This window comes from Flavobacterium esculini, from assembly GCF_048284325.1.
In the GTDB taxonomy this organism is placed as follows: Bacteria; Bacteroidota; Bacteroidia; order Flavobacteriales; family Flavobacteriaceae; genus Flavobacterium.
Window position 1 is genome coordinate 25,302 of record NZ_JBLVPI010000022.1, and the last position, 12,727, is coordinate 38,028.

A 12,727-nucleotide genomic window follows, 5' to 3' on the forward strand; every position below is an offset into this window, starting at 1 on the left:
GTTTATTGACTACAGAAAATTGCAATTACAAAATTATATCTTTTTATGTCAGTTAATACCCCTACTCGTTTTATAAACTTAAAACAGGATTTTATCATTCAAAGCTAAATACGTAACGTACTGAACAAAAAGACTTTATATTACTTAATGATAGGGATTTAGTTTTATAATATTATTGTTAATGTAATCTATAATAATACATAGACCCTGTCTTATAAAGAGAACCAATTTTTCACCATTTCATCTTCTAAAGGTTGGGCGTTCTTATTAACAAACTCATTTGTCGTCGAATTATAATCATAATCCAAAGCCCATGTTTTATGGTTTTGAGCCAATGATTTTATTCCGTTACAAACAAATTCAATTTCGGCATTTGTAGTTGTAGGATGAATAGACATTCTAATCCAACCCGGTTTTCTGATTAAATCTCCAAGACTAATTTCATCAATTAATTTATGGGATGTTTCCTGGTCTACATGTAATAAAAAGTGACCGTAAGTTCCAGCACAACTGCAACCGCCACGAGTTTGAATTCCGAATTTATCATTCAATAATTTCACGCCTAAGTTAAAATGTAAATCTTCCACAAAGAAAGAAATCACTCCTAACCTATCATGATGCTGTCCAGCAAGAATTTTAATATTTGGGATGTTTCCAAGACGTTCGAAAACAATTACAACTATTTCGTGCTCTCTTTTCAAGATATTTTCAATTCCCATTTGCTCTTTCAACTGAATCGCCAATGCGGTTTTTATTACCTGAAGAAAGCCTGGAGTACCTCCATCTTCCCTATCTTCTATATTGTCGATATATTTGTGTTCTCCCCAAGGATTTGTCCAGCTTACCGTACCTCCTCCCGGATTATCGGGAACTAAATTTTGATATAATTTTTTATTAAAAACTAAAACTCCAGATGTTCCTGGTCCTCCAAGAAATTTATGAGGTGAAAAGAAAATTGCATCCAAATAACTTTCGGAATCTTCGGGATGCATGTCTATTTTTACATAAGGTCCTGAACAAGCAAAATCGACAAAACAAAGTCCGTTGTTTTGATGCATTATTCTTGCCACTTCGTGATATGGAGTTCTAATTCCCGTAACATTTGAACATGAGGTAATGGAAGCTATTTTAAAAGGTCTTTCTTTATATTTTTCTAATAAAAGTTCAAGATTTTCTATACTAAACAAACCATCTTCTGAAGAAGGAATAACTTCAACATCAGCAATAGTTTCTAGCCAAGACGTTTGATTAGAATGGTGTTCCATGTGTGAAATAAAAACAATTGGTTTCTTTTCGGCTGGAATAGTGATGAAATTTTTTAAGTTTTCGGGTACTTTTAAACCTAGGATTCGTTGGAATTTATTGACAACACCTGTCATTCCTGTACCATCTGTAATCAAAACATCATCAGTACTTGCATTCACATGATGTTTGATAATATGGCGTGCCTGATGATACGCTTTAGTCATTGCTGTTCCCGAAACCGTAGTTTCAGTATGGGTATTTGCTACAAAAGGGCCAAAGTCATTCATCAACTTTTCCTCAATAGGACGATACAAACGACCACTAGCAGTCCAATCTGTATAAATAATTTTTTTTTGCCCGTAAGGAGATTGAAATTCTTGATTTATTCCTATAATATTTTGACGAAATTTTTGGAAGTAAAGTTCTAATTGTGTTGGTGTTTCAATTCTAGTCATTGCAATTTAATTTGAATCAAAGATATTATTATTTTATGAAATTGAGAATTTGCCATTTTGTTATTTCTTAGAGGTATTTATTTTTCTATTAATTTTCAATAATTATCACCCCCAATGAGGTTTCCCGTAAAGTAATGCGAAACAAAGGAAATACTTTTGTAAAAAATATAAAAATATTTATCTCTTTTATAAATTAATACCACATTTTATCATGGATGACAGTATCCTTCTAGAAGAAAAATTACATTCTTTCTCTGAAGAAGAATTAACTCAATATATTTATAAAAATGTTGATTCTTTGACAACAATAACCTTTAGTGCCTTGAAAAAGGAAATCGCTATCAGAAAAGATTTACCCAATGAAGTTAAAATGTTGATTGGAAATATTCAAGATTTAAGAAATCAAAATTTTATCAATGAGATATTCCCTTACCTCCATTCTAAAAATAAAAAAATAAAAACTGTAGAAGATTTGATTGCCGATTTGAAAAAAAATGAAATTTGTGAGCCCGACATTGATTCATTATTAAACCAATTGCCTAAAATTATTGAAATTAATACTGCCCAGTCAAATCCTGAAAATTCATTAAAAATATTTGGACTATTATTTTGTATAATTATTACTCTAATATCCTTCAATCTTTTCGCCACATCAGGTGTGGTTATTTACATCATTTCTACGCTTACCGTACTTTACATCATTTTTAATGGAAATGACTATTCTCGTATCAATAAATTAAAAATTAACATCGAATTCTATTTAGAAAAAATGAAGCAAATTCCTAAAACAGAGTCCGAATTATAAAATAACAGTCCCTTTTGTATTTCCCTAAAAAACAATAAAACTTAATAATAAAGACTCAAAAAACATCTTTCATGTAAATTTACACAAAATGTAAAGTAGCTGACAAACTGTTATTTTCATTCGTTATATATTTGAATAACGAATTAGAAAACATTTTCACCATGAAAAAAATTGTTTTTATACTACCGATTTTCTTGTTTTTGCTTTCTTGTGAAGTAGAAGGTGATTTGACCCGTGATACTGAGTTAAGCACTCCAATTCCAGAAAACACTTCTCCTGTGGCTACCGGTAATTTCATGCCAACCTCAGGAATTAAAGTTACCGGATCAGCTAAAATTTATTTGAATGAAAATCAAAATGAAGTACGATTGGAAGATTTTAGTGTTTCCAGTGGTCCTGATTTGAAAGTTTACCTGTCTAAAAATGATACACCTACAGATTTTGTGAATCTGGGCAATTTAACATCTTCCACCGTGTATGCAATTCCAAGTCAGGTTAATGTTTCAGCTTATAAGTATGTGCTGATTCACTGCCAACAATACGGTCATCTTTTTGCAGTAGCACAATTATCTCAAAATTAAAACCTGATATATGAAAAAACTATTACTAATCATCGCTATTGGAATATTTTCTAACTCCTTTGCACAAGGCTGCAGCGATGCCGGAATTTGTTCCATTGGAAACGGTTTTCACAGTACAAGTAAGGAATTAAAAAACGGAATTGAAGTAGGAAGTATTTTTGGTGCAGGCGAAGCTGATGTCACTTATTTTTCCCCTTATATCACTTATATCAGGACTATAAACGAACGATTGTCGTTAAGTTCTAAAATCACGTATTCCGTTGCAAGTGGAAGCTTTGGAGAACGAGGCGCTTTTGGTGATGCCTATTTGATAGGAAATTACAATTGGAAACCAAAATCAAATACACAATGGAGTTCACTTTTGGGTTTTAAAATACCTTTTACGAGTTCAAATCTTAAAATAAATGAGTTTTCGCTTCCTTTAGACTATCAATCCAGTTTGGGAACTTTTGATTTGATTGTAGGATTAAATCTTAACTACAAAAAATGGGATTTTAATACGGCAGTCCAAATTCCCGTTTTCAATAACAATAAAAATTCGTATTTCAAGGAGTTTTCGGATACGGATGATTTTCCTTCCACTAATTTATTCGAAAGAAAATCAGATGCTTTGTTTCGAACAACATATACGTTTCAAACCGCTAATAAAAAATTTACTTTTAAACCCAATGTATTATTGATTTATCATTTAGGAGAAGATAATTTTGAAAATGCTTTTGGAAGAAGAGAAACAATAAAAAACTCTGATGGATTAACTATAAACGGAAATATAATTGGCGTGTATTCAATTAACGCTAAAAACAGCATCGAGTTATCTTTAGCTACACCATTTGTTGTTCGAGATGTTCGTCCAGACGGATTAACTCGGGAATTCACCGCAGGAATAATTTACAAAGTGTCTTTTTAAAAGATAATTTAAAAAATTTACTTTCAAAAATACATAAAAAAAATGCCCAAAAAAAATTTTTAGGCATTCTTACTTTTAATAACTATTTACGATTATAAATCAAACCCTAATGAGAATTGCAACACTCTGTTTTGAGCTTTGCCTTCATCGTATAAATCTCCTAAACCCAAATGATAACGCACTCCTAAACTAATACCTGAATCAGTTTTAAATCCTCCTCCAAAGTTCATTCCCCAATCAAAATTATTAGGGTCATATTCTTGGGAACCACTAAAAAGGCCATCGTATTCTTCTTTATGCGAAACTGCTAATCCAATTTGTGGACCCGCTTCTAAAAAGAAGTTTTGGGAAGGATAAGCTTTAAGCATTAAAGGTAAATTAATATAATTTAGTTTTTGGGTAAAAGTCCCGTTGCTATTTGTAATTACATATCCTTGTTGAGAATACAACAATTCAGGTTGGATAGAAAAGCTTTCACTGATAAATTCCTCTCCATAAATACCTACATGAAAGCTATGTCTTTGTTCTGTTTCTCCATCTCCATCGAAACTTACAGCTGCTAAAGTATATCCACCTTTTATACCAGCATTCGATTTATGAGTTGTTTTCATTTGTGCATTTATTGAGAATACTATTCCCAAAAATAATGCTATTGTCAAATTCTTTTTTTTCATAGTTTTTAATTTTTTATTAAATTATTTTCCTCCATTAGCACGAAGATCTGCTATACATTGTGCGTCTAGTTGTGGTGCTGAACCGCCAGAAACCATATTAGTAATTCCCTTTCCACTTTCAGATGACCAATACATTAAGCAACTTTCTACATTACAATGTTTGGGATGGGCTGTATCTTCATGGTTACTTTGTAGCGCTGTTCCTAAATTGGTAAGTCCCAAAATATGCCCTAGTTCATGCGTAATTACTGTTGTTTCTAATAAGCTTCTGTTCGGTTCAAATGAACTATCACTCAATCCGTGAACTGTTTGTTCATAAATAACTAAAGAGGTATTTCTATAAGCTGTACCCAAGATAACTGCAGTACTGGTATCAGTCGATGATTTTCCATCTGTAAAAAAAACCCAAACCGCAATCTGATTTGATGTATTGAATTTTGTTCTATTCGCATCTTCAATTGCTACAATATCCTTATCAGTAAAAGTTGCTTTTCCCGTTGATGGTATGGCTCTTTTTACAATACTTATTCCGTTTGGTTTATAAGTTCTGGCATTAAGAAAAGACACTAAATTAGTAATCGCAGTTGTTGATGGCTCAAAGCCCTGAACGTAAACGATCTCTATAACCATACTGCTAAACTTTTTATCCGACAATAAATCATTAGAAGAACTTCCGGTAGTTTGTTTATTAGTGACAGGATTTATAGTTTCACTGGTTTCAAGAGCATCATCTTTTGAACAGGACACAAATAGGACGAAACCCATTGTTAGCATTGCAATTACTTTTTTCATTATTCTCTTTTGTATTATAAGTTTATTTTTAAAGAACAGCTACATGACGATAAGTAGCTGTTCTTTATAAAAGCATCAACTAAATGTAGCCTATATTTGTTTTAACACTAATGTAACAGCTGTATTAGTAGTACTTTGTAATGATATTGTTGAAGCAGTAAAACTTGTTACTTTCCAATTATTATTTAATAAAGTAAACGTAGCGTTACCAGTAAAATTTAGTTTTAGCAAAACATCTAATTCCGAGCTTACCGCATAAGTACCATTTACAGTTGTATTCAGCAGGTTTACAGCACTTACCGATAAATTATTTGCAAAATCTACCGTAAAATCTTTATAATTTGTTGCTGAGTTAACTCCAGCGCTTACAAATGAATCTACTTTAAACTTTCCATTAACTAAAATCGTTTCTAATTTTTTTGAATTTTCAACTGCTGCTGCCATTGTTGCTTCTGTTTTTAGAGAGGCGTTAATACTTGATTGCAATTCAGCATCACTTGAAACAGTTGTTTTCGTTCCATCAGCAATTGTAACTGAAATTGGATATTTTACCGAAAATAATTCTGTGCTACTTACATTAGACATATACGTATATAATTGTTGTTCGGATGTGATGACAATACTTCCTGTTTGTTGTAAACTTAAATTATAAGTTAAAATTGTAATTGGGAAACTAATATTTACAGAAGAAATAGCATCTTGACCCGAAGTTTCCGCTGATGTACACGCATTAAGAATCGCATTATACTCGGTTTGATTAGTAACAGTGGCCTCTGTATAATTACTTAATTTAACCTTTAAAGGAAATTGTAACACAACGGTATCTTGATCATTGTTAAACTGTCCAAAAATAGAAATAACTTTTTGATAGTCTAATTGACTTAAAATAGTAACCTGAACTCCGTTTACTTTAGCGGTAACTGGCAACAAAATTGAAGAACATGATGCTCCATCCAAGAAATCATCAAACGAACCATCGTACATGGAAGTACGTTTCAGGTTAGTTGTTGTAGTTGAATTAGCTGAATTTGTATTTGGATTTTCTCCTTGTACGTCATCAATTTCACTTTGGCATGATGTAAAACCTAAAATAGCCATCAATGCAATTCCTGTAATAATTTTTAATTTTTTCATAATTTTCAAATTTAATGTATTTTTATATTTACAAGCGATGTTTTTAACGCCTTTCTATTAATAAGACAACTACGCTTATTTTTACCCTATGGGAATTTTAAAAAAAATATAAAATATTAAAAATAAATTCATAAAATATTAAAAATCAATAAATTAAAATTTAAAATATTTTAAATAAAAAAGCAATTATAATTATCACAACTGCTTTTTGAAAAAATAATTTACATTTACAACCTACAAAAAAGAATTAATACTCAATGAGCGACAAAAAAAGTACCCTTTGCGACGAAAATCACTTTAGAGACTTTTACCTAAAGCACGTACAATCAGCAACTAATTTTGCGTATTACAAATGTGGTGATGATGAAGCTGCATTAGATTTGGTGCAAGATGCGTTTACCAAAATTTGGGAGAATTGTTCCAAAATTGACTTTAGTAAAGTCAAAACGTATTTGTTTACCAGCATTAATAATTTATTTCTAAATAACATAAAGCATCAAAAAGTGGTATTTAGATACGCCAAAGATGCGCCTAACTTAGATATGAATAATCAAAGTCCTGAATATCTATTCGAAGAAGAAGAATTCAAACTTAAACTTACAAAAGCTATCGCATCATTAAGTGAAGCACAGCGGGAAGTATTTTTATTAAATCGAATAGATGGAAAAAAGTACAGAGAAATAGCTGAGTTACTCGATATTTCTCAAAAAACTGTAGAAAAAAGAATGTCTGGAGCACTACAAATTTTAAGAACCCAAATAGAGAATATATAATATTACTGTCCACAAAACGTACTAAATTTACAGGACACAAATGCTTAAAAAAATTAGCAACGAATTACACAAATTCTCACTACTTTTTTAAAAATTGAAATAAGAATTTGTGGCAATTTGTGCAATTCGTGGCTAAAATAATTAATTTGATATTAATTACGAACGGTCATAATATATAATTAGTCATTTAGTTGTAGGGTAATTTAAAAGTTAATTGTCTTATAAATATAGAGAGATAAAATGAAAAACGAAAAAGAGATATTAAAATGGTTAAATAAAGAGCTTTCAAGCCAAGAAATTGAAGATTTAAAACAATCCGAAGATTTACAAACACTTGAAAAGATTGCTCATTATGCATCACAATTGGAGACTCCAAAAGTAGATGCACACGCTGCTTTGGAAGCTTTTAAAGTCCGAAACCATTCTAAAAAGAAAATAAAAGTAAGAACTTTAAACTTCAAAACATTTTATAGAGTAGCCGCAGTTCTGGCCGTTATGTTAACCTCTGCTTATTTCTTGTTTTTTAATAACATTACCTCTTTTGAAACCCAAATAGCGCAAACAAAATCAGTAAGGTTACCGGATAATTCTGAAGTAATATTAAACTCCGCTTCAAAATTGAGTTTTAACGAAAAAAAATGGGCTGATAAAAGAGCTTTAACGTTAGAAGGAGAAGCTTTTTTTAAAGTGCAGAAAGGACAAACTTTTAGCGTAAACACCCCTGTGGGAGTCGTTACCGTTTTAGGGACACAATTTAACGTAAAAGAACGTAAAAACTATTTTGAAGTAAATTGTTACGAAGGTTTGGTGAGTGTAATGTATAACAATGAAACTATTAAATTACCTCCTGGAAAAACATTTAGAGTTATAAATGGGATTATCGAAAATGTTGAAGATTTTAATGCCCAAAATCCTTCATGGATTCAACAAGAATCAAGCTTTAATAAGGTTCCTTTAGATCAGGTTATTGCAGAATTGGAGCGTCAGTATGACATAACAATTAAAATGGAAGATGTGGATACTTCAAAACTATTTACCGGAAGTTTTACACATACCGACAAAAAAATAGCGCTTCAGGCGGTTACAATTCCGCTTAAATTAAGCTACAGAATCGAAGGCAAAACCATTATATTTTACAACTATGGTATTAAATAGAGGGCTGATTTATTTGCTACTTTACTTTGGCAGTATTTGTTATGGACAAAATACAGCTAAAAAAACACCTTTGACTGAAGTTATTATTTCCCTCGAAAAACAATTCAACATCAAGTTTTCGTACGCAGTTGAAGATGTAGCCACCATTAAAATTGACAAACCAAATGCTTCTTTCACACTACAAGAAACTATTGATGATCTGAACTCGAAAACACTTTTAAACTTCAAGGCTTTAGACAATCGATATGTTACCGTTTCGGTGCTAAATAAAACAATATCCGTTTGTGGCATTGTTTTATCCGATGAAAGTAAATCTCGTTTAGTTGGCGCTTCAGTAGTTGTAAATGACATTGGAAGGAATATAATTACAGATCAAAATGGTGCGTTTAAGTTACCTAATATTCCAATAAATGCAACGTTAACCATTTCTTATTTGGGTTTTGAATCCAAACAGTTTTCTGCTAATGAATTGTTTTCTGCACAAAATAATTGCAAAGAAATTGTTCTTTCCACAAAGAACGAGGAGTTAAATCAGGTCCTGATAAATGTTTATTTAACGCCCGGATTACAAAAATATCTGGATGGAAGCACCGTTTTAAACACTAAAAAATTCGGCATTCTTCCCGGATTAATAGAACCTGACATTTTGCAATCCATTCAAGCGCTTCCCGGTGTAGAAAGTACCAATGAAAGCATTGCAAACATCAATGTGCGCGGCGGAACTAACGATCAAAATTTAGTGCTTTGGGACAATATCAAAATGTATCATTCCGGCCATTTCTTCGGGCTAATATCCGCTTATAACCCCAATCTGACCAACAAAGTTATCGTCAGTAAAAACGGAACAAGTGCTGAATACAGCGATGGTGTTTCCAGTACGATTAATATGTACACCAAAGATTTCGTCACCAATACCTTTTCTGGTGGCGCAGGAATTAACTCCATTAGCGCCGATGCTTTTTTAGAAATTCCAATAACTAAAAAATTAGAACTTCATATATCTGGACGCCGTTCGATTACTGATTTGTTTAAATCGCCTACGTACACTAAATACTTTGATCGTAGTTTTCAAGATACTGAAATCAATGCCGATAGTGACCAGCATGATACTTCTTCTGATTTTTACTTTTATGATTATACCGCTAAATTACTTTTTGATGTGAATGAAAAACATCAATTTAGAGTGAATATTATTGGTATCAATAACGCTTTGGATTATTCGGAACGTCTTACAAATTCAAACGAAACCCTATCTAAAACCAGTAATTTATCCCAGAAAAACATTGGTTACGGCGGAAATTGGAAAGCACAATGGAATTCAAAATTAAGCTCAAACTTCATCACTTACTTTTCCAGATACAATATTGACGCTACGGATTACAGAGTGGAAACGGATCAGCGCTTGACTGAAGCCAATGAAGTGCTCGAAACTGGAGCTAAACTCAATACGTATTACAAAACTAATAACAACTTAAATTTCTTGTTTGGGTACCAATTCAATGAAACGGGGATGTTAAACCAAACCACCGTTAGTGCTCCGTTTTATTCTAGTACTAAAAAGGATGTTTTATTGAATCATGCCTTATTTTCAGAAGTGGAATACAATAAAAATAATACGTATTTGAGAGTTGGAGTGCGTTTGAATTATTTTCAAAAATTTGAAAAGCTTTTGGTCGAGCCAAGATTAAACATCAGACAGAAATTATCTGATCAATTTGCTTTAAAATTAGAAGGGGAATTCAAAAATCAATCTACTACTCAAATCGTGGATTTTGAAGATGATTTTTTAGGTGTCGAAAAAAGACGTTGGGTTTTAGTAACCGATAAAGACATTCCAATTGCAACGAGCAAACAAGGTTCTTTTGGTGTTGAATTCAATAAAGACAAACTAAATATTGAAGCTACAGGTTTTTATAAGATAGTTGACGGCATCACGGCTTCAAATCAGGGTTTCTACAACAGCTTTCAGTTTAATAATGCAAATGGAAGTTACACTGCCAAAGGTTTTGAATTTTTAGCCAATAAAACAGCACGTCAATATAGCGTTTGGGTAAGTTACACATTTAGTACAAATGACTATGACTTTGATACTTTTACGCCCTCAACCTTTCCTAATAATGTAGATATAAGGCATTCTGTATCTCTTGGTTTTTATTACAATATTCTTAAAAATCTAAAAATAGCTGTTGGTGGTATTTGGAGAAATGGTCAGCCATATACAAGACCAGTTGAAGGTAACGAAACCATACAAAACGGAAATAATACCATGGTAAATTATGATTCGCCAAACAGTGAAAACCTGGATAATTTCATGCGTTTAGATGCTTCTTTAAATTATAATTTCAATCTGTCGGAATCTATTAAAGCTTCGTTTACCGCCGGTGTAATTAATGCTACCAATCAAGATAATGTTATCAATCGGTATTACAAAGTCAATCCAAATGACTCGAATGATGCCGTTCAAGTAGATAATAAATCGCTTAGTTTAACACCAAATATAAGTTTTAGAGTAAATTTTTAATATTTATTTTAACGTGAATTATTTAGTTTGCTTCCATTTCAACCTTTAATTATCTGCCCGATTAAATCATACCCTTTTTGTTTTTATATGTTTGCAGTATACTTTATTCAATTATAAAACAGTTCCAACTAAGTTATTACTGGCTTAATCTTGAGATAAATTAAAACTTATTTTTTGAATTAAAAATAAGTTTGCTTATTAATTTTCCACTTAGTGCTATAGAAACACTTTACTTAACAATGTTTTAATAATGCTTTTTTTATCTAAAGTAACTAAATCTTAAAAATACACACATTTAATTAATAATCAGCACATTGAGTATCATATAATCGTATTTTTGTTTAGATTCTATCTTCTAAAAACATTAAATTTTAATGTATTCAAGAGTAGATGCAATCGAAATTTTCTTTTGTAAAATTCTTTTCTTTTAATTCTTTAAAGAGAATAAAACAATAAGACACTTAAGCACTATTATCATGGAAAAGTTTAAAACTAAGAACTAAGCAATTGATAATTATTAGCTATAAAAGTGGAGACCAGCAGCCACTAAAAAAACGGGGCGTAATCGAAAAGCCATACGAGTAGAAGAATAAAAAAATAACAAAATGGAAAGTATAAAAAAAATAATGGTTCAGTACTAATTTCCTGAAATGACATCAAAACAATATGACCAAGTATGGCAGGATTAACGTGCAGCAAGTCATGAAAATCCGAAAGGTTTGGAATATCATGTGAGCACTCAGGCCAGAAAAGGTTTAAAAGTGATAGATGTTTAGGAAAATGCTGATGCGTTTAATGAATTTGGACAAACATTAGCGCCTATTCTTACTAAAAATGGTATTACTCCAACCCAACCAGTTGTATCTCCATTGCATTATAAATATTCCGCCAATCATGTTCATTAAGCAACAGTCAGAAAGCTAATTACTAAGGAGATAAACCGTCTCAATAAGATAGTTCATCTCTAATTTTTCGAATTTATAAAATACAAATGTTCATAAGGTACCATTTGTATTTTAGTTCACAAATCGAACTTTATTAAAAAAATCTTAAAATGAAAGCAATACAAAAAACAGCAATCTTTATAGTACTGGGTATTTTCTGCATCGTTGTGAAAGTTCAGTCACAAGATATGAAAATGTCTGGCGCTCATATTATGATTATGCCCGATGAAATTAAGTGGGGAGGAGCTCCTTCAGGTTTACCTCCCGGATCTCAAGCTGCAGTTCTAGAAGGCAACCCAAGCGTAGCCGGATTATTTACAATGCGTGCTAAAATTCCCGCCAATTATAAAATAATGCCGCATTGGCATCCTGCAGATGAACACATTACTGTTCTTCAAGGGACTTGCTTTATGGGAATGGGGGATAAATATGATGAAAATGCCGCAATGAAAATGGTCAAAGGAGGATTTGCAGTTATGAAAACGGGCTCTCGCCACTATTTCTTCACAAAAGAGGAATGCGTCATTCAATTACATGGTATGGGACCTTGGGGAATCACTTATGTTAATACTGCCGATGACCCGAGAAATAAAAAATAAATTCAAACTCTAAAAAATTATTTATTGTCCCGTCCTGAAAAAACGATACAGATTATTAGATAAAATTAAATATTAAACAGTAGCAAAAATGTTTTTGCTACTGTTTTTTGCTTTATAGGTTCTCATGTTAATTATGCTTTGA

At 31.8% G+C, this 12,727-nt stretch carries 11 protein-coding genes; 7 read left to right on the forward strand and 4 right to left on the reverse strand.

The window, feature by feature from the left end; genetic code table 11:
* Nucleotides 1-212: 212 nt before the first annotated feature.
* Complete coding sequence (locus tag ACNQGG_RS16145) at nucleotides 213-1,700, reverse strand: aminotransferase class V-fold PLP-dependent enzyme (protein ID WP_417965690.1); 1,488 nt, start codon at nucleotides 1,698-1,700, stop codon at nucleotides 213-215.
* Between the two features lie 211 nt (nucleotides 1,701-1,911).
* Here ACNQGG_RS16145 and ACNQGG_RS16150 point away from each other — a divergent pair, with 211 nt between their 5' ends.
* The 3 genes from ACNQGG_RS16150 (at nucleotide 1,912) to ACNQGG_RS16160 (ending at nucleotide 3,993) form a co-directional block, all read left to right on the forward strand.
* A complete protein-coding gene (locus ACNQGG_RS16150; RefSeq protein WP_417965692.1) occupies nucleotides 1,912-2,505 on the forward strand; it encodes a hypothetical protein in 594 nt (197 codons plus the stop codon).
* A gap of 161 nt (nucleotides 2,506-2,666) precedes the next feature.
* Complete coding sequence (locus ACNQGG_RS16155; RefSeq protein WP_417965694.1) at nucleotides 2,667-3,086, forward strand: DM13 domain-containing protein; 420 nt, start codon at nucleotides 2,667-2,669, stop codon at nucleotides 3,084-3,086.
* Between the two features lie 10 nt (nucleotides 3,087-3,096).
* Complete coding sequence (locus ACNQGG_RS16160; protein WP_417965696.1) at nucleotides 3,097-3,993, forward strand: hypothetical protein; 897 nt, start codon at nucleotides 3,097-3,099, stop codon at nucleotides 3,991-3,993.
* Nucleotides 3,994-4,085: 92 nt separating this feature from the next.
* Here ACNQGG_RS16160 and ACNQGG_RS16165 read toward each other — a convergent pair whose 3' ends face one another.
* The 3 genes from ACNQGG_RS16165 to ACNQGG_RS16175 form a co-directional block, all read right to left on the reverse strand.
* Complete coding sequence (locus ACNQGG_RS16165) at nucleotides 4,086-4,667, reverse strand: porin family protein (RefSeq protein WP_417965698.1); 582 nt, start codon at nucleotides 4,665-4,667, stop codon at nucleotides 4,086-4,088.
* 21 nt (nucleotides 4,668-4,688) lie between these two features.
* Nucleotides 4,689-5,459, reverse strand: a complete 771-nt coding sequence (locus ACNQGG_RS16170; protein WP_417965700.1) for a zinc metalloprotease — start codon at nucleotides 5,457-5,459, stop codon at nucleotides 4,689-4,691.
* A 90-nt stretch (nucleotides 5,460-5,549) separates the two neighbouring features.
* A complete protein-coding gene (locus ACNQGG_RS16175; RefSeq protein ID WP_417965702.1) occupies nucleotides 5,550-6,593 on the reverse strand; it encodes a hypothetical protein in 1,044 nt (347 codons plus the stop codon).
* Between the two features lie 257 nt (nucleotides 6,594-6,850).
* Here ACNQGG_RS16175 and ACNQGG_RS16180 point away from each other — a divergent pair, with 257 nt between their 5' ends.
* From ACNQGG_RS16180 to ACNQGG_RS16195, 4 genes are all read left to right on the forward strand, one after another.
* On the forward strand, nucleotides 6,851-7,366 hold the full coding sequence (locus ACNQGG_RS16180) for an RNA polymerase sigma factor (protein WP_417965703.1): 516 nt from the start codon (nucleotides 6,851-6,853) through the stop codon (nucleotides 7,364-7,366).
* Nucleotides 7,367-7,606: 240 nt separating this feature from the next.
* Nucleotides 7,607-8,521 carry a FecR family protein gene (locus ACNQGG_RS16185; protein WP_417965705.1) on the forward strand — a complete coding sequence of 305 codons (915 nt, stop codon included), beginning with the start codon at nucleotides 7,607-7,609 and terminating at the stop codon, nucleotides 8,519-8,521.
* Nucleotides 8,508-11,042 carry a TonB-dependent receptor plug domain-containing protein gene (locus ACNQGG_RS16190; RefSeq protein WP_417965707.1) on the forward strand — a complete coding sequence of 845 codons (2,535 nt, stop codon included), beginning with the start codon at nucleotides 8,508-8,510 and terminating at the stop codon, nucleotides 11,040-11,042. The genes ACNQGG_RS16185 and ACNQGG_RS16190 overlap by 14 nt, the downstream gene beginning before the upstream one ends.
* Before the next feature lie 1,054 nt (nucleotides 11,043-12,096).
* Nucleotides 12,097-12,585 carry a cupin domain-containing protein gene (locus ACNQGG_RS16195; RefSeq protein WP_417965709.1) on the forward strand — a complete coding sequence of 163 codons (489 nt, stop codon included), beginning with the start codon at nucleotides 12,097-12,099 and terminating at the stop codon, nucleotides 12,583-12,585.
* Nucleotides 12,586-12,727 lie beyond the last annotated feature (142 nt).